At 65.6% G+C, this 24,724-nt stretch carries 24 protein-coding genes and 1 tRNA gene; 3 read left to right on the top strand and 22 right to left on the bottom strand.

Annotated elements, in window-relative coordinates:
* Positions 1–10 precede the first annotated feature (10 nt).
* The 18 genes from nuoK to KY49_RS17495 all read right to left on the bottom strand — a co-directional run bounded on the left by nuoK (position 11) and on the right by KY49_RS17495 (position 16,803).
* Positions 11–316, bottom strand: a complete 306-nt coding sequence (gene nuoK, locus KY49_RS17410) for an NADH-quinone oxidoreductase subunit NuoK (protein WP_004185739.1) — start codon at positions 314–316, stop codon at positions 11–13.
* Between the two features lie 17 nt (positions 317–333).
* Positions 334–987 carry an NADH-quinone oxidoreductase subunit J gene (locus KY49_RS17415; protein ID WP_042585913.1) on the bottom strand — a complete coding sequence of 218 codons (654 nt, stop codon included), beginning with the start codon at positions 985–987 and terminating at the stop codon, positions 334–336.
* Between the two features lie 114 nt (positions 988–1,101).
* Complete coding sequence (gene nuoI, locus KY49_RS17420) at positions 1,102–1,590, bottom strand: NADH-quinone oxidoreductase subunit NuoI (protein ID WP_010091199.1); 489 nt, start codon at positions 1,588–1,590, stop codon at positions 1,102–1,104.
* Between the two features lie 15 nt (positions 1,591–1,605).
* A complete protein-coding gene (gene nuoH / locus KY49_RS17425; RefSeq protein WP_042585914.1) occupies positions 1,606–2,670 on the bottom strand; it encodes an NADH-quinone oxidoreductase subunit NuoH in 1,065 nt (354 codons plus the stop codon).
* Positions 2,671–5,010: an NADH-quinone oxidoreductase subunit NuoG gene (gene nuoG, locus KY49_RS17430; RefSeq protein ID WP_042585915.1), complete on the bottom strand. Its 2,340-nt coding sequence runs from the start codon at positions 5,008–5,010 to the stop codon at positions 2,671–2,673. It abuts the gene before it with no gap.
* A gap of 85 nt (positions 5,011–5,095) precedes the next feature.
* Positions 5,096–6,418 (bottom strand): NADH-quinone oxidoreductase subunit NuoF, encoded by a 1,323-nt coding sequence (gene nuoF, locus KY49_RS17435; protein ID WP_010091195.1) that lies wholly within the window; start codon positions 6,416–6,418, stop codon positions 5,096–5,098.
* Positions 6,415–6,900, bottom strand: coding sequence for an NADH-quinone oxidoreductase subunit NuoE (gene nuoE / locus KY49_RS17440; protein WP_010091194.1), 486 nt, complete (start codon positions 6,898–6,900; stop codon positions 6,415–6,417). Before nuoE ends, nuoF begins: the two co-directional genes overlap by 4 nt.
* A gap of 178 nt (positions 6,901–7,078) precedes the next feature.
* Positions 7,079–8,332 carry an NADH-quinone oxidoreductase subunit D gene (locus tag KY49_RS17445; RefSeq protein ID WP_010091193.1) on the bottom strand — a complete coding sequence of 418 codons (1,254 nt, stop codon included), beginning with the start codon at positions 8,330–8,332 and terminating at the stop codon, positions 7,079–7,081.
* A 9-nt stretch (positions 8,333–8,341) separates the two neighbouring features.
* The gene (locus KY49_RS17450; RefSeq protein ID WP_010091192.1) at positions 8,342–8,944 is read right to left on the bottom strand and encodes an NADH-quinone oxidoreductase subunit C; all 603 of its coding nucleotides are present in this window, start codon (positions 8,942–8,944) and stop codon (positions 8,342–8,344) included.
* 22 nt (positions 8,945–8,966) lie between these two features.
* On the bottom strand, positions 8,967–9,446 hold the full coding sequence (locus KY49_RS17455; RefSeq protein WP_006398799.1) for a NuoB/complex I 20 kDa subunit family protein: 480 nt from the start codon (positions 9,444–9,446) through the stop codon (positions 8,967–8,969).
* 62 nt (positions 9,447–9,508) lie between these two features.
* A complete protein-coding gene (locus KY49_RS17460) occupies positions 9,509–9,868 on the bottom strand; it encodes an NADH-quinone oxidoreductase subunit A (protein ID WP_010091191.1) in 360 nt (119 codons plus the stop codon).
* Positions 9,869–10,023: 155 nt separating this feature from the next.
* A tRNA-Leu gene (locus tag KY49_RS17465) sits at positions 10,024–10,108 on the bottom strand.
* 111 nt (positions 10,109–10,219) lie between these two features.
* Positions 10,220–10,597, bottom strand: coding sequence for a preprotein translocase subunit SecG (gene secG, locus KY49_RS17470; RefSeq protein WP_042585916.1), 378 nt, complete (start codon positions 10,595–10,597; stop codon positions 10,220–10,222).
* 75 nt (positions 10,598–10,672) lie between these two features.
* Entirely contained in the window at positions 10,673–11,428 is a 756-nt protein-coding gene (gene tpiA / locus KY49_RS17475) for a triose-phosphate isomerase (protein WP_042585917.1), read from the bottom strand.
* Between the two features lie 154 nt (positions 11,429–11,582).
* The gene (locus KY49_RS17480; RefSeq protein WP_042585918.1) at positions 11,583–12,602 is read right to left on the bottom strand and encodes an NAD(P)H-quinone oxidoreductase; all 1,020 of its coding nucleotides are present in this window, start codon (positions 12,600–12,602) and stop codon (positions 11,583–11,585) included.
* 126 nt (positions 12,603–12,728) lie between these two features.
* The gene (pnp, locus tag KY49_RS17485) at positions 12,729–14,876 is read right to left on the bottom strand and encodes a polyribonucleotide nucleotidyltransferase (RefSeq protein WP_042585919.1); all 2,148 of its coding nucleotides are present in this window, start codon (positions 14,874–14,876) and stop codon (positions 12,729–12,731) included.
* 291 nt (positions 14,877–15,167) lie between these two features.
* Positions 15,168–15,437, bottom strand: coding sequence for a 30S ribosomal protein S15 (gene rpsO, locus KY49_RS17490; RefSeq protein WP_006398792.1), 270 nt, complete (start codon positions 15,435–15,437; stop codon positions 15,168–15,170).
* A 106-nt stretch (positions 15,438–15,543) separates the two neighbouring features.
* Positions 15,544–16,803 carry a branched-chain amino acid ABC transporter substrate-binding protein gene (locus KY49_RS17495; RefSeq protein ID WP_042585920.1) on the bottom strand — a complete coding sequence of 420 codons (1,260 nt, stop codon included), beginning with the start codon at positions 16,801–16,803 and terminating at the stop codon, positions 15,544–15,546.
* Between the two features lie 172 nt (positions 16,804–16,975).
* Here KY49_RS17495 and KY49_RS17500 point away from each other — a divergent pair, with 172 nt between their 5' ends.
* The 3 genes from KY49_RS17500 (at position 16,976) to KY49_RS17510 (ending at position 20,092) form a co-directional block, all read left to right on the top strand.
* The gene (locus tag KY49_RS17500) at positions 16,976–17,476 is read left to right on the top strand and encodes a hypothetical protein (protein ID WP_010091185.1); all 501 of its coding nucleotides are present in this window, start codon (positions 16,976–16,978) and stop codon (positions 17,474–17,476) included.
* A gap of 382 nt (positions 17,477–17,858) precedes the next feature.
* Positions 17,859–18,500 (top strand): carbonic anhydrase, encoded by a 642-nt coding sequence (locus KY49_RS17505; RefSeq protein WP_042585921.1) that lies wholly within the window; start codon positions 17,859–17,861, stop codon positions 18,498–18,500.
* Positions 18,501–18,541: 41 nt separating this feature from the next.
* A complete protein-coding gene (locus tag KY49_RS17510; RefSeq protein ID WP_042585922.1) occupies positions 18,542–20,092 on the top strand; it encodes a SulP family inorganic anion transporter in 1,551 nt (516 codons plus the stop codon).
* 72 nt (positions 20,093–20,164) lie between these two features.
* On the opposite strand, the gene KY49_RS17515 is transcribed toward KY49_RS17510, so the two are convergent.
* From KY49_RS17515 to ilvC, 4 genes are all read right to left on the bottom strand, one after another.
* Entirely contained in the window at positions 20,165–21,709 is a 1,545-nt protein-coding gene (locus KY49_RS17515) for a 2-isopropylmalate synthase (RefSeq protein ID WP_042585923.1), read from the bottom strand.
* Between the two features lie 304 nt (positions 21,710–22,013).
* Positions 22,014–22,880 carry a CDP-diacylglycerol--serine O-phosphatidyltransferase gene (gene pssA / locus KY49_RS17520; protein WP_042585924.1) on the bottom strand — a complete coding sequence of 289 codons (867 nt, stop codon included), beginning with the start codon at positions 22,878–22,880 and terminating at the stop codon, positions 22,014–22,016.
* A gap of 15 nt (positions 22,881–22,895) precedes the next feature.
* Positions 22,896–23,540 (bottom strand): phosphatidylserine decarboxylase, encoded by a 645-nt coding sequence (locus KY49_RS17525; protein WP_042585925.1) that lies wholly within the window; start codon positions 23,538–23,540, stop codon positions 22,896–22,898.
* Between the two features lie 138 nt (positions 23,541–23,678).
* The gene (gene ilvC, locus KY49_RS17530) at positions 23,679–24,695 is read right to left on the bottom strand and encodes a ketol-acid reductoisomerase (protein WP_042585926.1); all 1,017 of its coding nucleotides are present in this window, start codon (positions 24,693–24,695) and stop codon (positions 23,679–23,681) included.
* Positions 24,696–24,724: the final 29 nt, after the last annotated feature.

A 24,724-nucleotide genomic window follows, 5' to 3' on the forward strand; every position in this document is an offset into this window, starting at 1 on the left:
TTGCCTGAAATTAACCTTTGAGCTGATCGAGATCCTCGACATTGATCGTGTCGAGCTTACGGAACAGGGTCACCAGAATCGCGAGGCCGATCGCGGCTTCCGCAGCGGCGACCGTCAGCACGAAGAACACGAAGATCTGGCCGTGCACGTCGCCGAGGTAATGCGAGAACGCGACGAAGTTGGTGTTCACCGCGAGCAGCATCAGCTCGATCGCCATCAGGATGATGATGATGTTGCGGCGGTTCAGGAAAATCCCGACGATCGCGATCGCAAACAGGATCGCGCCGAGCACGAGGTAGTGAGCAAGGGTCAACATGTTTTTCTCTCCTCCGCTTAGCCGTTGGCGCTCGTGCCGGCTTCGCTCTGGGCCGTCTCGGGCTGCGGCTTGTCCGCTTCCATCTTCACGAGGCGCACGCGATCGCCGCGACGCACCTTGACCTGGTCGGACACGCGCTGGCGCTTGCTGTCCTTGCCCTTGCGCTCGGTCAGCGCCACCGCCGCGATGATCGCGACGAGCAGCACGAGGCCCGCGATTTCGAACGCGAAGATGTAGTCGGTGTAGATGACCTTGCCGATCAGGCGGGTATTCGGCCAGGTCGCCATCGCGCCCTGCGCCATCGCGCGCACCGGCGCTTCGGTCGCGCCGTAGCCGTGCCACAGGACCAGCGCCGTCTCGACGACGATGATCGCGCCGACGACGGTCGCCATCGGCACGAACTTCTTGAAGTCGCGTCGCAGGAAGTCGATGTTGATGTCGAGCATCATCACGACGAACAGGAACAGCACCATCACGGCGCCCACGTAGACCAGCACCAGCAGGATCGCGAGGAACTCCGCTTCCAGCAGCATCCAGATCGCGGCGGCGTTGAAGAACGCCAGCACAAGGAAAAGCGCAGACGCCACCGGGTTGCGCGAAGTGATCACCTTCAGCCCTGATACCACCAGGAGCAGCGCGAAGATGTAGAACAGTACGGTCGTGAATTCCATGATTACCGGTTCATCGTTAGGCCATAGTCAGGCGCGGCTTGCGGAACGCTCTCGCGAGCCGCACCCGTCGCGGCGGCTCGGCCCGTACATGCCGGGCCGGCACTGCAAACACAATCAACGATACGGCGCGTCGGCAGCCTTCGCCGCGGCGATGTCCTTCTCGTAGCGATCGCCCACCGCGAGCAGCATTTCCTTCGTGAAATACAGGTCGCCGCGCTTTTCGCCGTGATACTCGAGAATCTGCGTCTCGACGATCGAATCGACCGGGCAGCTCTCTTCGCAGAAACCGCAGAAGATGCACTTCGTCAGGTCGATGTCGTAGCGCGTGGTGCGGCGCGTGTTGTCCGCGCGCGTTTCCGATTCGATCGTGATCGCCATCGCCGGGCACACCGCTTCGCACAGCTTGCATGCGATGCAGCGCTCTTCGCCGTTCTCGTAGCGGCGCAGCGCGTGCAGCCCGCGGAAGCGCGGCGAGATCGGCGTCTTCTCTTCCGGGAACTGCACGGTGAACTTGCGCCGGAACGCGTAACGCCCGGTCAGCGCAAGCCCCTTCAGCAGCTCGGTCAGGAAGAAGGTCTTAAAGAAATGTTGGATTGCCGTCATGATTTCGTCCGACCTTTATTTCCAGATGTTGAGCGGCGACACGATCCAGAAGCCGACCACGACCACCCAGATCACGGTCACCGGCAGGAACACCTTCCAGCCCAGACGCATGATCTGGTCGTAACGGTAACGCGGGAACGTCGCACGGACCCAGATGAACACCGACAGCAGCGCGAAGACTTTCAGCACCAGCCAGAAGATGCCCGGGATGAACGACAGGAATTCGAACGGTGCATCCCAGCCGCCGAGGAACATCGTCGCGGCGAGCGCCGAGATCACGATCATGTTGATGTACTCGGCGAGGAAGAACAGCGCGAACGCCATGCCCGAGTAATCGATCATGTGACCGGCGACGATCTCCGACTCCCCTTCCACCACGTCGAACGGGTGACGGTTCGTTTCGGCGATGCCCGAGATGAAATAGACGACGAACGCGGGCAGCAGCGGCAGCCAGTTCCACGACAGGAAGTTGACGCCGTGGCCCGCGAAGAAGCCGTGCTGCTGCGAACCGACGATTTCCGACAGGTTCAGGCTGCCGGCGGTCATCAGCACGAGCACCAGCGCGAAGCCCATCGAGATTTCGTACGAGACCATCTGCGCGGCCGCGCGCATTGCGCCGAGGAACGCGTACTTCGAGTTCGACGCCCAGCCGGCGAGGATCACCGCGTACACGCCGATCGACGAGATCGCCATCGCGTACAGCAGGCCCGCGTTGACGTTCGCGAGCACGGCTTCGGCCTGGAACGGAATCACCGCCCACACCGCGAACGCCGGCACCACGGTCATGATCGGCGCGATCAGGTACAGCCATTTGCTTGCCGCGGTCGGCTGAATCACTTCCTTGAGCAGCAGCTTCAGCACGTCGGCGATCGGCTGCAGCAGGCCGGCGGGGCCGACGCGGTTCGGGCCGAGACGCACGTGGATCCAGCCGATCAGCTTGCGTTCCCACAGAATCAGGTACGCGACGCACAGCAGGATCACGACGGAGACGACGAGGATGCGCACCACCGCCCACACGGTCGGCCATGCGACGCCGAGAAGCTGGGCTCCGCCCGAGTTGATCGTATCGAACAAGCTCATTTACGCCTTCTCCACCACCAGTTCACCGGACAGGCTGCCGAGCGCTGCGCCGGCAGGCGTCGCCGCCGACACGCGAACGACCGTCTCCGCAAGATTCTCGTCACGCACGGCCGGCAACTGCACCGCACGCTCGCCCTGGCGCACGCGCACCGCGTCGCCTTCCTTCAAGCCCAGCTTGTCGAACAGCGCAGCCGGCAGGCCGGCGGCGTTCGCTGCCTTCGCCGCGGCCGTCAGGTGCAGCGCACCCGCGCGGCGCACCAGTGCGTCGGCGTGATAGATCGGCACGTCGGCGAGGCGTTCGAAGCTGCCGTTCGCCGCCGGAGCCGCCGGAGCCACGACACGCGCCGCCGCGACCGACGTCTTGTTCGACAGGCGGCTGGCGACGCCAGCGTCGCCGAGCGCCGCGAGACGCACCTCTTCCGCCGTCTCGTATTCGAAGTTCGGCAGGCCGAGCAGGCTGCCCAGCACGCGCAGCACCTTCCATGCCGGACGCGTGTCGCCGAGCGGGCGCACGACGCCGTTGAAGCCCTGCACCGTGCCTTCCGCGTTGACGAACGTGCCGGACGTTTCGGTGAACGGCGCGATCGGCAGCAGGACGTCCGCGTAATCGAGGCCGTGCTTGAACGGCGACATCACGACGACCATTTCCGCCTGGTTCAGCGCGGTCAGCGCCTGCGCCGGGTCGGCGGTGTCGAATTCCGGCTCGACGTTGAGCAGCACGTAGCCCTTGCGTGGCTGCGCGAACGCTTCGCGCGCATTCAGGCCGCCTTCGCCCGGCAGCGCGTTGACAGCGTATGCGCCGACCGTGTTCGCTGCTTCGGTCAGGAAGCCGAACGTGGCGCCGGTGTTGTCGGCGATCCACTGCGCGATCGCGTGGAGCTGGGCAAATTGCGGATGACGAACGGCAGCGTTGCCGAGCAGCACCGCGCGGCGCTCGCCGTTCGCGAGCGACTGCGCGACCTGCTGGGCCGCCGGCGACGCCGTGACGCCCGCGAGCGCGTCCGGCAGCGCGACGCCGCGCAGCTGCGCGACCGCGGCCGCCACACCCGCGAGTTCGTCGAGCCATGCCGACGGCGCGGCGACGATGCGTTGCGCGGTCGGAATCAGCGCGTCGTCGCCCGTCGCGTGCAGGAAGTGGAGCTTTGCGCCGTTCTTCGCGGCCTGACGCAGGCGCGCGGCAAACAGCGGATGGTCGCGGCGCAGGAACGAACCGACGACGAACGCTGCGCTCAGGTTCGACAGTTCGGCGATCGGCATGCCGAGCCACGGCGCGCCTTGCACCGGCGCCGAGAAATCGAGCTGGCGCAGGCGGAAGTCGACGTTCGGCGTCTTCAGTTGGTTCGCGAGCTGCTTCACGAGGAACAGCTCTTCAGCGGTGCTGTGCGCGCTCGCGAGCATCGCCAGCGCATTCGCGCCGTGATCCGCGCTGATGCCCTTCAGGCCCTTCGCGACGTATTCGAGCGCGGTCTGCCAGTCGGTCTCGATCCACTGGCCGCCCTGCTTCAGCATCGGCTTGGTCAGGCGCTCGTCGCTGTTGAGGCCTTCGTACGAGAAGCGGTCCTTGTCCGAGATCCAGCACTCGTTGATCGCTTCGTTCTCGAACGGCAGCACGCGCATCACGCGGTTGTTCTTGACCTGCACGACGAGGTTCGCGCCGACGGAATCGTGCGGGCTCACCGACTTGCGGCGCGACAGCTCCCACGTGCGGGCGCTGTAGCGGAACGGCTTGCTGGTCAGCGCGCCGACCGGGCACAGGTCGATCATGTTGCCCGACAGCTCGGAGTCGACCGTCTTGCCGACGAACGTCGTGATTTCGGAGTGCTCGCCACGGCCCAGCATGCCGAACTCCATCACGCCGGCGATTTCCTGGCCGAAGCGCACGCAGCGCGTGCAGTGAATGCAGCGCGACATCTCTTCCATCGAGATCAGCGGGCCCACGTTCTTGTGGAACACCACGCGCTTCTCTTCGCTGTAGCGCGACGACGACTTGCCGTAGCCGACCGCGAGATCCTGCAGCTGGCATTCGCCGCCCTGGTCGCAGATCGGGCAATCGAGCGGATGGTTGATGAGGAGGAATTCCATCACCGACTGCTGCGCCTTCACCGCCTTGTCCGACTGGGTGCGGACGATCATGCCGGCCGACACGGGGGTCGCGCAGGCAGGCACGGCCTTCGGCATCTTCTCGACTTCGACGAGACACATCCGGCAGTTGGCCGCAACCGACAGTTTCTTGTGATAGCAGAAGTGAGGGATGTACGTATCCGCCTTGTGCGCAGCCTGGATCACCATGCTGCCTTCAGGCACCTCGACCTTCTTGCCGTCTATTTCAAGTTCAACCATGATGGTGAATGGTCCTTAACCTATTTCCGCTCGTTCGCGCATTCGCCCGACCGTGCGCTCAAATTCCGCAACCGGGTGTTTCGCTTCAGGCCGCCGCAGCCGAAGCCACATGCGGTGTGTGACCGCCGACCATGCAATGCTTATGCTCGACGTGGTACGCGAATTCGTCCCAGTAGTGCTTGAGCATGCCGCGCACCGGCATCGCCGCCGCATCGCCGAGCGCGCAGATCGTGCGGCCCATGATGTTCTCGGCGACCGAGTTCAGCAGGTCCAGATCTTCCTGGCGGCCTTCGCCGTGCTCGATGCGATTCACGACGCGATACAGCCAGCCGGTGCCTTCACGGCACGGCGTGCACTGGCCGCACGATTCCTCGTAGTAGAAGTACGACAGGCGCAGCAGCGAGCGCACCATGCAACGCGTCTCGTCCATCACGATCACCGCGCCGGAGCCGAGCATCGAGCCCGCCTTCGCGATCGAGTCGTAGTCCATGTCGGTCTGCATCATGATGTCGCCCGGGATCACCGGCGCGGACGAGCCCCCCGGAATCACGGCCTTGATCTTCTTGCCGCCGCGCATCCCGCCGGCGAGCTCCATCAGCGTCGCGAACGGCGTGCCGAGCGGCACTTCATAGTTGCCCGGACGCTCGACGTCGCCCGACACCGAGAAGATCTTCGTGCCGCCGTTGTTCGGCTTGCCCAGCTCGGCGTAGGCCTGCGGGCCGACCGTCAGCAGGAACGGCACCGCGGCGAACGTCTCGGTGTTGTTGATCGTGGTCGGCTTGCCGTACACGCCGAAGCTCGCCGGGAACGGCGGCTTGAAGCGCGGCTGGCCCTTCTTGCCTTCGAGCGACTCGAGCAGCGCCGTTTCCTCGCCGCAGATGTACGCGCCGTAACCATGGTGCGCATGCAGCTGGAACGAGAATTCCGAGCCCATGATGTTGTTGCCGAGGAACCCGGCTGCGCGCGCTTCCTCGAGCGCGGCCTCGAAGCGTCGATACACTTCGAAAATCTCGCCGTGGATGTAGTTGTAGCCGACGGTGATGCCCATCGCGTACGCGCCGATGGCCATGCCTTCGATCAGCGCGTGCGGGTTCCAGCGCAGGATGTCGCGATCCTTGAACGTGCCCGGCTCGCCTTCGTCCGAGTTGCAGACGAGGTACTTCTGCCCCGGGAACTGACGCGGCATGAAGCTCCACTTCAGGCCGGTCGGGAAGCCCGCGCCGCCGCGGCCGCGCAGGCCCGACGCCTTGACATCGGCGATCACCTGCTCGGGCGGGATCTTTTCTTCGAGAATGCGGCGCAGCTGCTTGTAGCCGCCGCGCGCAACGTAGTCTTCGAGATGCCAGTTCTCGCCGTTCAGACCGGCGAGGATCAGCGGTTTGATGTGGCGGTCGTGAAGGGACGTCATTTCGAGAGCTCCTCAAGCAGCTGGTCGATCTTCTCGCGGCTCATGAAGCTGCACATTTTGTGATTGTTCACCAGCAGCACCGGCGCATCGCCGCACGCGCCCATGCATTCGCCTTCCTTCAGCGTGAACTTGCCGTCCGGCGTCGTCTCGCCGAAATCGATGCCGAGCTTCTGCTTCAGGTAGTCGGCCGTCGCTTCCGCGCCGCCGTGCGGACCAAGCTGGCACGGCAGGTTCGTGCAGAGCGTGATCTTGTGCTTGCCGACCGGCTTGAGCTCGTACATCGTGTAGAACGTCGCGACTTCCTGCACGGCGACGGCCGGCATGCCGAGATAGTCCGCGACGAACTGCATCAGTTCGGGCGACAGCCAGCCGTGCTCTTCCTGGGCAACGGCCAACGCCGACATCACGGCGGACTGTTTCTGATCGGCGGGATACTTCGCGATCGCTCGATCGATTTCTTTCAGGCCTTCAGCTGAGATCATTTTCAGACACGACTCTTTCAATTCCTACCGAACGAACAACCTGCCGCACGGCATGCGTGGGGCAGACCTGGCGCTCACTGTTTTGACAGCTTGCGAAGCCGCGCCGGTTCAGCGCATACCGCATGTGGCTTCGCGTGTGACTTACTGCTCGCCGCCCGCCTCGCGGGCGGCGCAACCATTAGCGATCGATCTCGCCGAACACGATGTCCTGCGTACCGATGATCGTGACGGCGTCGGCGATCATGTGGCCGCGCGCCATTTCGTCGAGCGACGCCAGATGCGCGAAGCCCGGTGCGCGGATCTTCAGGCGATACGGCTTGTTCGCGCCGTCCGACACGAGATAGATGCCGAATTCGCCCTTCGGATGCTCGACCGCCGCATACGCCTCGCCCTCCGGCACGTGAAAACCTTCGGTGAAGAGCTTGAAATGGTGGATCAAGTCCTCCATGTTCGTCTTCATGCCGACGCGCGACGGCGGCGCAACCTTGTGATTGTCCGTCATCACGGGGCCCGGATTCTTGCGGAGCCACTCAATACATTGTTTCGCGATGCGGACCGATTGACGCATTTCCTCGACACGCACCAGGTAGCGGTCGTAGCAATCGCCGTTCACGCCAACCGGGATGTCGAAGTCGAGGCGGTCGTACACTTCGTACGGCTGCTTCTTGCGCAGGTCCCACGCGATGCCCGAGCCGCGCAGCATCGGGCCCGTCAGGCCCATCTGCAGCGCACGCTCCGGGCTGACGACACCGATCCCGACGAGACGCTGCTTCCAGATCCGGTTGTCGGTCAGGAGCGTTTCGTATTCGTCGACGCACTTCGGGAAGCGCGTGAAGAAATCGTCGATGAAGTCGAGCACCGAGCCCTGGCGCGCCTCGTTCATCTTCGCGAGCGCCTTCTCGTTGCGGATCTTGGACGCCTTGTATTGCGGCATCGCGTCAGGCAGATCGCGATAGACGCCGCCCGGACGATAGTACGCCGCGTGCATCCGTGCGCCGGACACCGCTTCGTACACGTCCATCAGGTCTTCGCGCTCGCGGAACGCGTAGAGGAACACCGCCATCGCGCCGACGTCGAGCGCGTGCGCGCCGATCCACATCAGGTGGTTCAGCACGCGCGTGATTTCGTCGAACAGCACGCGGATGTACTGCGCGCGCTCCGGCACGTCGATGCCGAGCAGCTTCTCGATCGCGAGCACGTAGCCGTGCTCGTTGACCATCATCGACACGTAGTCGAGACGGTCCATGTACGGCACGGACTGGATGAAGGTCTTGGATTCCGCGAGCTTTTCGGTCGCGCGGTGCAGCAGGCCGATGTGCGGATCGGCACGCTGGATGACTTCGCCGTCGAGCTCGAGCACGAGGCGCAGCACGCCGTGCGCTGCCGGGTGCTGCGGGCCGAAGTTGAGCGTGTAGTTCTTGATGTCTGCCATGACGCCCTCTTAATGTTTCAGACCGCCATAGCGATCCTCGCGGATCACGCGCGGCGTGATTTCGCGCGGCTCGATCGTCACCGGCTGGTAGACGACCCGCTTCTCTTCCGGGTCGTAGCGCATTTCGACGTAGCCCGACACCGGGAAGTCCTTGCGGAACGGATGGCCGATGAAGCCGTAGTCGGTCAGGATGCGGCGCAGGTCCGGATGGCCTTCGAACACGATGCCGTACAGGTCGAACGCTTCACGCTCGTACCAGTTCGCGGAGGTCCAGATGTCGACGACCGACGGCACGATCGGCAGATCGTCGTCCGGTGCGAACACGCGCACGCGCAGGCGCCAGTTGTTCGTCACCGACAGCAGGTGCGACACGGCCGCGAAACGCGGGCCGTCGTACGCGCCGTCGCCGTACGTCTGGTAGTCGAGGCCGCACAGGTCGATCAGCTGCTCGAAACGGAGCTTCGGATCGTCGCGCAGCGTCGTTGCGACTTCGAGGTAATCACTCGCCTTCACGACGAGCGTCAGTTCACCGACTGCTTCGGTGAGGCTCACCACGCGCGCGCCGAGCGCGGCTTCGAGGTTCGCCTTGAGGGTCTCGATTTTGCTTGCCATATTGAGGGGACGCTCGGGGCTTTTATTGACGGGCGATGGTATTGGTGCGACGAATCTTCGCCTGCAGCTGGATCACGCCGTAGACCAGCGCCTCGGCGGTGGGCGGACAGCCCGGCACGTAGACGTCGACCGGGACGATCCGGTCACAGCCCCGGACCACCGAATACGAGTAGTGGTAGTAGCCGCCGCCGTTCGCGCACGACCCCATCGAGATCACCCAGCGCGGCTCGGCCATCTGGTCGTAGACGCGGCGCAGCGCGGGCGCCATCTTGTTGCAGAGCGTGCCGGCGACGATCATCACGTCCGACTGGCGCGGACTCGGGCGGAACACGACCCCGAACCGGTCCAGATCGTAGCGGGCCGCGCCCGCATGCATCATCTCGACGGCGCAACACGCAAGCCCGAACGTCATCGGCCACAGCGAGCCGGTGCGCGTCCAGTTGATCAGCTTGTCAGCCGTAGTGGTGACAAACCCTTCCTTCAAGACCCCTTCGATACTCATTTGCTTTCCACTCCAGACGGGCGACCGAGCGTGGCCACCCATGCAAACCGGCGATTAGCCCATCACTCCCAGTCGAGGCCGCCTTTCTTCCAGATATAGGCAAAGCCCAGCAGGAATTCGAGCAGAAAAATCATCATTGCGATGAAACCGGGCCAGCCGATGTCACGCAGCGCGACGCCCCACGGAAACAGGAACGCGGTCTCGAGGTCGAAGATGATGAACAGGATGGCGACGAGATAGTACCGGACATCGAACTTCATCCGTGCATCTTCGAAGGCTTCGAAGCCGCACTCGTACGGCGCGTTCTTTTCGACGTCGGGCCTGTTGGGACCAAGAAGCTTGCCGATGCTGACCAGCGCTATACCTAAACCAGTGCCCACGAGGAGGAACAACAAGACGGGGTAATAGGCTGCGAGGTTCAAGGCAATCCTCTATCGGTTAGTTCTGAGCGTCCGGAGAATAACATCATCCGGCGGAAGGAATCATTTCGGACTGCATGCGATCGCAAGACAACCGCAAGTCGCACCCCAGAAATGAAAAATGCCAGCCACTAGAAGCGGCTGGCATTGAGTAACTTTGGTGCCGACGGCGAGACTCGAACTCGCACAGCTTTCGCCACTACCCCCTCAAGATAGCGTGTCTACCAATTTCACCACGTCGGCACTGCATGCAACTCGGGTTGTAACTGCTGTTTCCCGCGAATCGCTTCAAGAATTAAATTCTAACCTGACTTCCAGATTTGTTCAACGCACAATCGAAGAATTTTTAACTTTTTATTTCGGGACATCCTGGCCCGGCGCGTGCGCGGCCGAACCCGCGGCCGCGGACGCCGCCACGGCAGGCGCGGACGCGGCCGGCGCCGATGCCGGCGCGGTCGCCGCGGCACCGAGAACGCCAGCCGACGGCGTCGACTTGTACGATCCGAGGTACGTCAGCGCCAGCGTCGCAACGAAGAAGATCGTCGCCAGCACAGCGGTCGCGCGCGACAGGAAGTTCGCCGAGCCCGTCGCGCCGAACAGGCTGCCCGACGCGCCGCTGCCGAACGCCGCGCCCATGTCGGCACCCTTGCCGTGCTGGAGCAGCACCAGACCAATCACACCGAGCGCAGCCAGCACCTGCACCACAATAATCAGCGTTTTCAAATACAGCATCTCACCCACCCGAGCTTGTATCGGGCGACCCGCTCACGCCGGCCGCCGTCATGGTTCAATACGATCCGGGCCCGCTTAATGCGCGGCCCGGCAGATCGCCAGAAAATCTTCCGCCTTCAGCGACGCGCCGCCGATCAGGCCGCCGTCGATGTCCGGTTGTGCGAACAGTTCTTCCGCATTGTCCGGCTTCACGCTACCGCCGTACAGCACCGACACGTCCGCCGCACCCTTCGCCGCGAGCCGCGCGCGCAGGAATGCATGCACCTGCTGCGCCTGGGCCGACGTCGCGCTCTTGCCGGTGCCGATCGCCCAGACGGGCTCGTACGCGACAACGATGCGCACCGCCTCGTCGGCCGTCAGCACCGCTAGCACGGCGTCGAGCTGCGCGCCGACGACCTGCTCGGTCGCGCCCGCCTCACGCTCGTCGAGCGTCTCGCCGACGCACACGACGGGCGTCAGCCCGGCCGCGAGCGCGCGCTGCGCCTTCGCCGCAACCGTCTCGCTGCTTTCGCCGTGATAGGCGCGACGCTCCGAATGGCCGACGAGCGCATAGCGCGCACCGAACTCCGCAACCATCGCCGCGGCCACTTCACCGGTAAACGCACCCTGTTCGTGCGCGGACACGTCCTGGGCGCCCCACGCGATACGGCCGCCGGCGAGCTGCCCCTGAACCTGCGCGAGGTACGGGAACGGCACGCACACGCCGATCGCCGTTTCCGCCGCGACCGAGCCTGCGCCCTGCACCACTTCGTTCAGCAACGCCTGGTTGCCGGCCAGCCGGCCGTGCATCTTCCAGTTGCCGATCACCCGCTTCGTTCTCTGTTTCGACATCGTGTTTGTCTCGTCATCGACAGGCCGGCGACCGGCCGTCAGGTTTGATCTGGCGAAGCAAACCCGCGATTTTACTGCGCAGCGCTTGAACCGGTCAAACCACGCATGTCAAGCGCGGCCGACCAGGTGTGACCGGCAAGGCGCGGCCGGCCGGTCAGCTGTTCGCGCCCCAATCGAGCATGATCTTGCCGATATGCTCGCCGCTTTCCATCAGCGCATGCGCCTGCGCCGCCTCCGCGGCCGGCAGCACGCGGTAGATCACCGGCCTGATGCGACCCTCGCCGAACAGCGGCCACACGCGTGCCTTCAGTTGCGCGGCGATGCGCGCCTTGAACTCCACCGGACGCGGACGCAGCGTCGAGCCCGTCACCGTCAGCCGGCGGCGCAGGATCTCGTTCAGATTGATCTCGGCCTTCGCGCCGCCGAGCAGCGCGATCAGCACGAGGCGGCCGCCATCCGCGAGCGCAGACAGCTCGCGCGGCACGTACGCGCCCGCGACCATGTCGAGAATCACGTCGACGCCGCGATCGTGCGTCAGCGATTTCACGACCTCGACGAAATCCTCGGTCTTGTAGTTGATCGCGCGCTCCGCACCGAGCGCTTCGCACGCGCGGCACTTGTCGGCATTGCCCGCCGTTGCGAACACGCGGAAACCGAGCGCGTGCGCGAGCTGGATCGCCGTCACGCCGATGCCGCTCGAGCCGCCCTGCACGAGCAGCGTCTCGTGCTCGCCGCCCTCGCCCGCGCCGAGTAGCGCACGGTCGAACACGTTGCTCCACACCGTGAAGTACGTCTCCGGCAGCGACGCGGCCTCGATGTCCGTCAGGCCATCCGGCACCGGCAGGCACTGCGGCAGCGGCGCCACCGCATATTCTGCATAGCCGCCGCCCGCCAGCAACGCGCACACGCGGTCGCCGAGCTTCAGGCCGAACGGATTGAGCGCGGGATCGGACAGATCGCCGCCGACGATCTCGCCCGCGACCTCGAGGCCCGGCAGATCCGACGCGCCCGGCGGCGGCGCATACGCGCCCTTGCGCTGGAACACGTCCGGACGGTTGACGCCGGAGGCCGCCACCTTGATCAGCACTTCGCCGCGCTGCGGCTCGGGGCGCGAACGCTCGGCGAGCTTCAGGACGTCGGGGGCGCCGAATTCGGTGATTTCGATGGCTTTCATGAGCTTTGCTCCGGGATCGGGATCGGATTGCGCGCCTGTTACATGCGTCTGCTACGCGCGTCCCGATCCTACAGAAAAAACGGCCGGCGCGCTTTCGCGCAGCCGGCCGTTCTTGCGCCCTTCCGCTTACTGCTGCGGCGGCGTATCCGTTTGCGACGCTGCCGCCGCTTCGTTCAGGAGCGCCTTCGCCGACAGGCGCACGCGACCCTTCTCGTCCGTCTGGATCACCTTGACCTTGACCTGCTGACCTTCCTTCAGGTAGTCGTTGATGTCCTTCACGCGCTCGTTGACGATTTCCGAGATGTGCAGCAGGCCGTCCTTGCCCGGCAGCAGGTTCACGATCGCGCCGAAATCGAGCAGCTTCAGCACCGTGCCCTCGTACACCTGGCCGACTTCGATCTCGGCCGTGATGTTCTCGATGCGCTTCTTCGCTTCCGCCATGCCTTCGCTGTTCGTGCTCGCGATCGTGACGACGCCGTCGTCCGAGATGTCGATCGTCGTGCCGGTTTCCTCGGTCAGCGCGCGGATCACCGAACCGCCCTTGCCGATCACGTCGCGGATCTTTTCCGGGTTGATCTTGATCGTGATCATGCGCGGCGCGAATTCCGACAGCTGCGTGTTCGCGCCGGAGACCGCCGCCGTCATCTTGCCGAGGATGTGCATGCGGCCTTCCTTCGCCTGCGCGAGCGCGACCTGCATGATTTCCTTCGTGATGCCCTGGATCTTGATGTCCATCTGCAGCGCGGTCACGCCTTGCTCGGTGCCCGCGACCTTGAAGTCCATGTCGCCGAGGTGATCTTCGTCGCCGAGGATGTCGGTCAGCACCGCGAACTTGTTGCCTTCGAGGATCAGGCCCATCGCGATGCCCGCGACGTGCGCCTTCATCGGCACGCCGGCGTCCATCAGCGCGAGGCAGCCGCCGCACACCGACGCCATCGACGACGAACCGTTCGACTCGGTGATTTCCGACACGACGCGGATCGAGTAGCCGAATTCGTCGGCGCTCGGCAGGCACTTGACCAGCGCGCGCTTCGCGAGGCGGCCGTGGCCGATTTCGCGGCGCTTCGGCGAGCCGACGCGGCCCGTTTCGCCGGTCGCGAACGGGGGCATGTTGTAGTGGAGCATGAAGCGCTCGCGGTACTCGCCTTCGAGCGCGTCGATGATCTGCTCGTCACCCTTGGTGCCGAGCGTCGCGACGACGAGTGCCTGCGTTTCGCCGCGCGTGAACAGCGCCGAGCCGTGGGTGCGCGGCAGCACGCCGGTGCGGATCTCGATCGGGCGCACGGTGCGCGTGTCGCGGCCGTCGATGCGCGGCTCGCCGTTCAGGATCTGCGAACGGACGATCTTCGCCTCGATGTCGAACAGCACGTTGCCGACCGTGGCCTTGTCGGCCGCGACCGTACCGGCCGCCAGCGCGTCTTCCTCGAGCTTTGCCGAGGTTGCCGCGTAGACTTCCTTCAGCTTCGCCGAGCGCGCCTGCTTGTCGCGGAGCTGGTAAGCGGCGAGCAGGTCGTTCTGCGCCAGCTCGGTCACGCGTGCGATCAGCGCCTCGTTCTTCGGCGCCGGCTGCCAGTCCCACTCGGGCTTGCCGCCGTCGCGCACCAGGTCGTGGATCGCGTCGATCGCGATCTGCATCTGCTCGTGGCCGAACACCACGGCGCCCAGCATCACGTCTTCCGACAGCTGGTCGGCTTCCGACTCGACCATCAGCACCGCGCGTTCCGTACCCGCGACGACGAGGTCGAGGCTCGACGCCTTGATCTGGTCACGCGTCGGGTTCAGCACATAGGCGTTGTCGATGTACGCGACGCGCGCGGCACCGACCGGGCCGTTGAACGGCAGGCCCGACACGGCGAGCGCTGCCGATGCGCCGATCAGTGCCGGGATGTCCGCCGGGATTTCCGGGTTCACGGACAGCACGTGGATCACGACCTGCACTTCGTTGTAGAAGCCTTCCGGGAACAGCGGGCGCAGCGGACGGTCGATCAGGCGCGACGTCAGCGTCTCGTGCTCCGAAGGACGGCCTTCGCGGCGGAAGAAGCCGCCCGGGATCTTGCCGGCCGAGTAGGTCTTTTCGATGTAGTCGACGGTCAGCGGGAAGAAATCCTGGCCCGGCTTCGCCGACTTCGCGCCGACGACGGTCGCGAGCACGACGGTGTCTTCGACGTCGACGATCACGGCGCCGCTCGCCTGGCGGGCGATTTCACCGGTTTCGAGGCGCACCTTGTGCTGGCCCCACTGGAATTCCTTCACGACCTTGTTGAACATGGACATGGTTGCTCCTTTGGATTCGTTCATAACATTCGCCGCGCCGGCGGACCGTTGCGGCGGCGTCCCGGCCGATTCACCCGGAGCAAGGTGTGTTTTTTATGCCATTCCAGCGCGGCGCGCATGCAGCGCCGCGCTGGAATGACACAAATCCCGCCCCCGGTATCGGCCGTTCGGGCAGTCCGGCGCCAGACGGCCGGACAACCCGCGGTGCGTGCGACGCTACGCACCGCGCAAAAACAAAATGCCTGCATCAGCGCACTGACACAGGCATCTTGACGACGGCAATCGCGCCGATTACTTACGCAGACCCAGCTTCTCGATCAGTGCGCGGTAACGGTCGGCATCCTTGCCCTTGAGGTAGTCGAGCAGCTTGCGACGGCGGCTCACCATGCGCAGCAGGCCGCGGCGGCTGTGGTGATCCTTCGCGTGGGTCTTGAAGTGACCCGTCAGTTCCACGATGCGTGCGGTCAGCAGTGCGACCTGCACTTCGGGCGAACCCGTGTCATTGGTGCCACGTGCGAACTGAGCAACGACTTCCGACTTCTTGATATCTGCGACAGACATTTGATTTCCTTTCTAACTGAACAGGCGGACACGGAAGAATGGCCGTGCCGTGATTTACAACCGGCCCGCATTCTAGCACAACTCCGCAACGATCCGAACCGCTTTGTCACGGACGCGTCATCGAGCACGTCGACGGCGCGTCCGTCTGCGGCGGCGGGACCGCCAGCACGGTGCGAAACCCGTAGCCCGAACCCTCGTTGTCGAAGCGCACGCCCGGCGTGCCGGCCTTGTCCATCTCCATCACGTAAAGGGGCTGGATCAGCTGGTGGTCCTGTACGCGCATTCGCGACGCGTGGAAGCCGTTATCGAACGACAGGCCCTCGAGCGCACGCGCGACCGCCACCGGATCGGCCGAGCCGGCCCGGTTCATGGCCGCCGCGACCATCTCGATCATCAGGCTCATCCGCAGCACCGGGTAATCGTCCTGCGCGGCCGGGAAGCGGGTCCGGAACGCGCGGTAGAACGCGTCGGACTTCGCGCCGCCCGCGTTCGGGTGCCAGTCGGCGACCGCCACGACTCGCCCGACGCCCGCATCGCCGAGCGCCGCCGGCGCGCCCAGGCTATTGCCGTAGAACGTGTAGAACTTCGCGTTCAGGCCCTGCTCGCGCGCGGCCTTGACGAGCAGCGTCAGGTCGTTGCCCCAGTTGCCGGTCACGACGGCGTCCGCGCCGCTCGCGCGGATCTTCGCGACGTACGGCGCGAAATCCTTGATGCGCCCGATCGGATGGAATTCGTCGCCGGCCACCGCCACGTCCGGCCGCCGCGCGGCCAGCGCCTGCCGTGCGAGCGTGCTGACGTCATGTCCGAAGCTGTAGTCCTGGTTCAGCAGGTAGACCTTGCGCAGCGCGCGATCGCGCGCCATCACGTCGGCGAGCGCCGCCATCCGCATCCCCGCGTGCGCGTCGAAGCGGAAGTGCCAGAAGCTGCAGCGCGCCCCCGTCAGCGCCGGGTCGTCGGCCGAGTAATTGAGGAACAGCATCCGGACGTCCGGGTTGCGGGCGTTCTGCTTGTCGAGCGCCGCGACCAGCGCGGCCGCGACCGCGGAGCTGTTGCCTTGCGCGACGAAACCGATGTGCCGGTCCGCGGCTGCGCGCAGCTGCACCAGCGCCTCTTCCGGGCTGCCCTTGCTGTCGAGCACGACGAGTTCGAGCGGATGCGCGCCGTCGCGCAGCTTCACGCCGCCGGCCGCATTGACCCGCTCGACGCCGAACCGCAGGTTGCGCTCGACCGCGGCGCCCGCGTTCGCGAACGGGCCGGACATGCCCTCGATCAGCGCGATGCGCACCGGCTCGCCGCCCGCGAACGCCGACGACGCCAGCACCCAGCCCGCGCTCCATGCGAGCGCGCAACGCTTCCATATCTGCATCGGCTTGCCTGCCCCCGAATCCGCGTGAGAAGCGCGGATCATAGGCCCGGGCGCCCCGCGCGGGCAAGCGGGCGCGCTTGCGCGATCCCGCACCGAATTTTTCCGGGCCGCGCGCCGGAATGCGCGGTCCGTGATACAACACGCGTATTCCCCGTGATTCTTGGAGAAACACATGCGTATTCGTGTCCCGGTGCTGCTCGCCTGCGTGGCGGCGCTGTTCGCCGGTTGCGCACAACCGTGGCAGCAATATCAGGCCGGCCAGGACCAGTCGGCGATCGTCGCGCGCATGGGCCCGCCGCGCGAAATCTACGACCTGCCCGGCGGCGGCAAGCGCCTGATGTGGCCCACCCAGCCGATGGGCGAGATCACGGTCGCGGCCGACGTCGACGGGTCCGGCAAGATCGTCAACGTTCGGCAGGTGCTGCAGCCGAACGAGTTCTACCGCGCGGAAATCGGCAAGTGGACCAAGACCGACGTCCTCGTCAATTTCGGCCGCCCGGTCGAGACGTCCTACTTTCCGCTGATGAAGCGCGAGGCGTGGACCTACCGCTACCTCGAGGACAACGTCTGGTACATGATGTACAGCTTCTATTTCGACAGCCAGGGCATCCTGCGGCTCACGCAGAAAACCCCCGATCCGCTGCACGATCCCGATCGCCGCAATCTTTTCTGAGCGCGCGGCGCGATTCCAGTGCATTTCCGCAACGGCCATTCACGAATTATTGCGCGAATGGCCTTTCTTTTTTACCGCCACCCTATTTAATCTCAAAATAGAGCGGCAATCCTTTCCGGGGCCAATGAAACTCAATAACCATTAACCGGAATCCCCCGCCACACATAGCTCCGAGAGAAATTGCATCGGCGATGCATCGAATGCATCAAGCTGGTGCAATCCATGCACCATCTCGATTTAATTTGAAACAATTTGTTTCATTGCCCCCTTGATCTAGGGCATACCCCTAATATCGGCCGAAATTGAACCTTTCAGTTCAGAAAGCATCCTAATCCGTCCGTTTCGATGGATTTTCATTTGCTTTCATCAAAAAGGAGTCCTCATGAATCGCCCCAAGAGCATGCTGGTCGCCAACATCGCCTGGGCCCGCGAAACGCGCGAGCGCACGCCCGGCTTCTTCGACGCGCTCGCGCGCGGCCAGAATCCGCGCGTGCTGTGGATCGGCTGCTCGGACAGCCGCGTGCCGGCCGAGACCATCACGCATAGCGCGCCCGGCGACCTGTTCGTCCATCGCAACATCGCGAACCTGTTCCAGCCCGATGACGACAACAGCGCGAGCGTGCTCGAGTACGCGGTGCGCGTGCTCGAGGTCGATCACGTGATCGTCTGCGGGCACTACGGCTGCGGCGGCGTGCGCGCGTCGCTGCTGCCGCCGCCGACCGACCTGCCGCACGTCAGCCGCCGGATCGCGCCGCTTTGCGCGCTCGCGCGCCGGCACCACGACACGCTCGCCGGCCTCGACGATGCGGCGGCCGCCGACCATCTCGCCGAGCTGAACGTGCTCGAGCAGGTCCGGCTGCTGCGCGCGTCGCCGATCGTGCGCGACCGCGAACGGCCGCCGCTCGTGCACGGCTGGATCTTTTCGCTCGCCGACGGCCGCCTCAAGGAACTGGATTCCGGCTACGCGACGCAGCCGGCGGACGCCGCACCCACGCAGGCAGCGCCCGCACCGGCGCTCGGCTGAACCCCATCCCGACCCACACGCCAACGAAACCGCCCCCGATCATGAAACTGAACGAGCGCCTGTCCCTACTGCCGCGCGACATCATCGCCGGCATCGTCGTCTTCCTCGTCGCGCTGCCGCTGTGTCTCGGCATCGCCAATGCATCCGGCGTCGAGCCGTTCGCCGGACTCGTGTCCGGCATCGTCGGCGGACTCGTCGTCGCGCTCCTGAGCGGCTCGTCGCTGTCCGTCAGCGGCCCCGCCGCCGGGCTCGTCGTGATCGTCGTCGAAGGCATTGCGCAACTCGGCAGCTTCCCGGCGTTCCTGCTCGCCGTGCTGCTGTCCGGCATCCTGCAGTTCGGCTTCGGCATGCTGCGCGCCGGCCGCATCGCGGCCTACGTGCCGTCCCCCGTCATCAAGGGCATGCTGGCGGCGATCGGGCTGCTGCTGATCGTCAAGCAGATCCCGTTCGCACTCGGCATCGGCGGCAGTGCCGCGCAGCCGCTCTCCGCGCTGCCCGGCCTGAGCGCCGCGTGGATCGCGGCGGCGATCGCGCTCGCGTCGCTCGCGCTGCTGGTCGCATGGGAGCGGCCCGCGCTGCGCCGTTTCGCGATCGTGCGCGCGGTGCCCGCGCCGCTCGCGGTCGTCGCGCTCGGCATCGGCGCGACGCTCGTGCTCGGCGCGCTGGCGCCCGCGCTCGCGCCCGGCGCCGCGCACCGGGTCGCGCTGCCCGAACTCGCGTCGTTTGCGGCGTTCGCGGCATCGCTCAAGCATGCGGAACTCGGCCCCAATTTCGCGCAGCTGGTCAATCCGGACGTCTGGCGGGTCGCGATCACGCTGGCGATCGTCGCGAGCCTCGAAACGCTGCTGAGCCTCGAAGCGGTCGAGCAGATCGATCCGAAGCGCCGGCAGACCCAGCCTGACCGCGAACTGAAGGCGCAAGGCGTCGGCAATCTCGTCGCCGGCGCGATGGGCGGGCTGCCGATCACGTCGGTGATCGTGCGCAGCTCGGTCAACGTCAACGCGGGCGCGCAAAGCCGGCTGTCGGCGATCGTGCACGGCGTGCTGCTGCTCGTCAGCGTGTTCGCACTCACGGGCCTCATCAACCTGATCCCGCTCGCGAGTCTCGCGGCGATCCTGATCCACACCGGCTTCAAGCTCGCCAAGCCGGCGCTGTTCCGCTCGGTCGCGAAACAGGGCCCGGCCGCGTTCGCGCCGTTCGTCGCGACGATCGCCGGCGTGCTCGCCGTCGACCTGCTGTTCGGCATCGCGCTCGGCCTCGCGTGCAGCGTCCTCACGGTCGCCGTCGCGAACCTGAAGAGCCCGGTCACGCTCGCGCAGCATGACGACCACTTCCTGCTGTCGTTCCGCAAGGACGTGTCGTTTCTCGGCAAGGTGCAGGTCAAGCATCACCTGCGGCACATTCCGGACCGCGCGGCGGTGATCATCGACGCGACGCGCGCCGACTACATCGACCACGACGTGCTCGAACTGCTCGAGGCGTTCATCGCCGACGCGCCGCGTCGCGGGATCGCGGTCGAGTTCCGCCGGCCGTGCCCGCCGCCTCGCGCCGCCGCGCGGCGCTGGCAATTCCGCTCGCCCACCGCGGAGTGAGCGGGCGCGGAATGAAAAAAACGCCCCGGCGGCGTGGAGCCGCACGGGGCGTTTCGATCGCGCGCGACGCGCTTACGAGCGCTGCGGATTCACCTTGTCGTCCTTCGCGTGCAGCTTGTTCAGCGCCGAAATGTAGGCCTTCGCGGACGCCGCGACGATATCCGGATCGGTGCCGACGCCGTTGACGATCCGCCCGCTCTTCGACAGGCGCACCGTCACTTCGCCCTGCGCCTGCGTGCCGGTCGTGATGGCGTTGACCGAGTACAGCAGCAGCTCGGAACCGCTGCCGACTTCGCCTTCGATCGCATTGAACGTCGCGTCGACCGGGCCGTTGCCGCGCGCGTCGCCGGTCACTTCCTTGCCGTCGACCGCGAACACGACCTTCGCGTGCGGCTGCTCGCCCGTCTCGGAATGCTGCGCGAGCGACACGAACCTGAAGTGCTCCTGCTCGGCCGCCTGCGCGGCTTCCTCGGACACGATCGCGATGATGTCTTCGTCGAAGATTTCCGCCTTGCGGTCGGCCAGATCCTTGAAGCGCATGAACGCGGCGTTCAGGTCGGCTTCGCTGTCGAGCGCGATGCCGAGCTCCTGCAGGCGCTGCTTGAACGCGTTGCGGCCCGACAGCTTGCCGAGCACGATCTTGTTGGCGGTCCAGCCCACGTCTTCCGCACGCATGATCTCGTACGTGTCGCGCGCCTTCAGCACGCCGTCCTGGTGGATGCCGGACGCGTGCGCGAACGCGTTCGCGCCGACCACCGCCTTGTTCGGCTGCACGACGAAGCCGGTGATCTGCGACACGAGCTTCGAGGTCGGCACGATCTGCGTCGTGTCGATGCCGACGTCGAGGCCGAAATAGTCCTTGCGGGTCTTCACGGCCATCACGATTTCCTCGAGCGACGTGTTGCCCGCGCGCTCGCCGAGACCGTTGATCGTGCATTCGACCTGGCGGGCGCCGCCGATCTTCACGCCGGCGAGCGAGTTCGCGACCGCCATCCCGAGGTCGTTGTGGCAGTGCACCGAGAAGATCGCCTTGTCCGAGTTCGGGATGCGCTCGCGCAGCGTCTTCACGAGGTTGCCGTACAGCTCCGGCACGCCGTAGCCGACCGTATCGGCGATGTTGATCGTCGTCGCACCCTCCGCGATCACGGCTTCCAGCACGCGGCAGAGGAAGTCCATGTCCGAGCGGCTGCCGTCTTCCGGCGAGAATTCGACGTTGTCGGTGAACTTGCGCGCGAAGCGCACCGCGAGGCGCGCCTGCTCGAACACCTGGTCCGGCGTCATGCGCAGCTTCTTTTCCATGTGCAGCGGCGACGTCGCGATGAACGTGTGGATCCGGAAGCTGTTCGCCGGCTTCAGCGCGTCGGCCGCACGCTGGATGTCCTTGTCGTTCGCCCGCGCCAGCGAGCAGATCGTGCTGTCCTTCACGAGGCCCGCGATCGTGTGGATCGCGTCGAAGTCGCCGTTCGAGCTGGCGGCGAAGCCGGCCTCGATCACGTCGACCTTCATCCGTTCGAGATGCTTCGCGATCCGGATCTTCTCTTCCTTCGTCATCGACGCGCCGGGCGACTGTTCACCGTCACGCAACGTCGTATCGAAAATGATCAGCTTGTCTGTCATGGGGGGCTCCAAGGCTCTTTGTTCGGGGGTACAACGAGATGGATTCGCGCCACCGCTGGCGACGCTGAACGACAGACGAGCCTGGACGGGGGGCGAAAACGGTCAGCGCGGCAGGCGCGCTAGCGCTCGCGCGCTTAGCGGCGCACCGGCTAGAAGGAGGGAGAGGCGGGAAAATGCAGTCATGCCGACGACTATAGCGGCATTCCGCAGACCGCGCAATCGGACGACGCCCGAAGCGCGCGTGGAAAAAGGGGCGCATAAAAAACGGCGGCCCGCAGGCCGCCGTTTCGGAACGCGTCGCGCGTCAATGCTCGCGCTGCGACGAGCGCGCCGGGTTCGGACGCCCGCGCACCGCCATGTAGGCCCAGAACGCGTAGCCCGACAGCCCGTACAGCACGAACAGGCAGAACAGCATCAGCGGCGGATCGGACGACACCAGCACGAACGCGACGACGACCAGCAGGGTCGCCGCGAACGGCACGCGGTGGCGCACGTCGAGCGCCTTGCCGCTGTAGAACGGCGCGTTCGACACCATCGTCACGCCTGCATAGATGGTCAGCACGAACGCGACCCACGGCAGCCAGCCGAGCTTCATCGGCACGCGGTTGTCGGTCGCGAGCCACACGAAGCCGGCGATCAGCGCCGCGGCGGCCGGGCTCGGCAGCCCCTGGAAGAAGCGCTTGTCGACCACCCCGATGTTCGCGTTGAAGCGCGCGAGGCGCAGCGCGGCGCCCGAGCAGTAGACGAACGCGGCGAGCCAGCCCCAGCGGCCGAGGTCCTTCAGCACCCACTCGTACATCACGAGCGCCGGCGCGACGCCGAACGACACCATGTCGGACAGGCTGTCGAACTGCTCGCCGAACGCGCTCTGCGTATGCGTCATGCGCGCGACCCGCCCGTCCATCCCGTCGAGCACCATTGCCGCGAAGATCGCGATCGCGGCGATCTCGAAGCGCACGTTCATCGCCTGCACCACCGCGAAGAACCCGCAGAACAGCGCGGCCGTGGTGAACGCGTTCGGCAGCAGGTAGATGCCGCGCGTCTTCAGGAACTGGCGGCGTTTCGCGCGGCGGCTCTCGACGATCGGCGCCGGGTCGGGCGCGACCGACTTGTTGCGGCGGAACGGCCGCAGGGTGCCATTGCGCGGCCGGCGCGGTTTGAATGCGGCCATCGTGCGCCCCGCCGCTTACTGTTCCAGCTCGGCGAGGATCGTCGACGACGCGTAGACCTTTTCGCCGATCGACACCTTCGCGCGGCTGCCGAGCGGCAGGTACACGTCGACGCGCGAGCCGAAGCGGATGAAGCCGTAGCGCTGGCCGCGCGACAGCGGCTCGCCGGCGCGCACGTAGCACAGGATGCGGCGCGCGACGAGGCCTGCGATCTGCACCGCGGTGACGGTCTTGCCGCTCGCCGTCTGGATCACGACCGCATTGCGCTCGTTCTCGGTCGACGCCTTGTCGATCGCCGCGTTCAGGAACGCGCCCGGGAAGTACTCGACCTTGGTCACGGCGCCGTCCACCGGCGAACGCTGCGAGTGGACGTTGAAGACATTCATGAACACGCTGATCTTCAGCGCTTCGCGGTTCGCATACGGATCCTGCGCGGTCTCGACCGCGACGATGCGGCCGTCGGCCGGGCACAGCACCGCGTTCGGCTGCGCCGGGATCGGGCGCTGCGGATCGCGGAAGAACTGGACGACGAAGACGAGCAGCAGCCAGAACGGCCACGCGAAGCCGAAGCCCCCGACGGCATGGATCAACAGCGCGATGACGGCTGCAATCGCGATGAACGGCCAGCCTTCGCGCGCGATGATCGGATGAGGATAGTTCATGGATTCGTTCTGTGTTCGGTGAATTGCAAAGCCCGTAGGATAGCAAAAGCCGCCCGGGGCACTGCTGCCTTCGGGCGGCTTTTTGCTACCGACCCTCCTCTCGAAGGGCCGGAACAGCGCTTGTTGCTCAGTCCGTGCTTAGTTCTTCGACTGGTCGACGAGCTTGTTCTTCGCGATCCACGGCATCATCGCGCGCAGCTTCGCGCCGACCTGCTCGATCTGATGCTCGGCCGTCAGGCGGCGGCGCGACTGCAGCGTCGGTGCGCCGGCCTTGTTCTCGAGGATGAAGCTCTTCGCGTATTCGCCGGTCTGGATGTCGGTCAGGCACTGCTTCATCGCCTTCTTCGTCTCTTCCGTCACGACGCGCGGGCCCGTCACGTACTCGCCGTATTCGGCGTTGTTCGAGATCGAGTAGTTCATGTTCGCGATGCCGCCTTCGTAGATCAGGTCGACGATCAGCTTCAGCTCGTGCAGGCACTCGAAGTACGCCATTTCCGGCGCGTAGCCCGCTTCGACCAGCGTCTCGAAGCCGGCCTTGATCAGCTCGACGGTGCCGCCGCACAGCACGGCCTGCTCGCCGAACAGGTCGGTTTCGGTTTCTTCGCGGAAGTTCGTCTCGATGATGCCCGCACGGCCGCCGCCGTTCGCCGCCGCGTACGACAGCGCGATGTCGCGCGCCGCGCCCGACTTGTTCTGCGCAACCGCGATCAGGTGCGGCACGCCGCCGCCCTGCGAGTACGTGCCGCGCACCGTGTGGCCCGGCGCCTTCGGCGCGATCATGATCACGTCGAGGTCGGCGCGCGGGATCACCTGGCCGTAGTGGACGTTGAAGCCGTGCGCGAATGCGAGCGCCGCGCCTTCCTTGATGTTCGCGTGCACTTCCTTCGCGTACACGTCGGCGATCTGCTCGTCCGGCAGCAGCATCATCACGACGTCGGCGCCCTTCACGGCTTCCGCGACTTCCTTGACCGCGAGGCCGGCGTTCTCGGCCTTGCTCCACGACGCGCCGCCGCGGCGCAAACCGACCGTCACGTTCACGCCGCTGTCCTTCAGGTTCAGCGCGTGGGCGTGGCCTTGCGAGCCGTAGCCGATGATCGTGACTTGCTTGCCCTTGATGAGGGAGAGGTCGGCGTCTTTGTCGTAGAAAACGTTCATGATGGTTCCTTCGCTAATTCAAAAATTCA

The sequence above is a fragment of the Burkholderia sp. MSHR3999 genome, assembly GCF_000833595.1.
Lineage (GTDB): Bacteria > Pseudomonadota > Gammaproteobacteria > Burkholderiales > Burkholderiaceae > Burkholderia > Burkholderia ubonensis.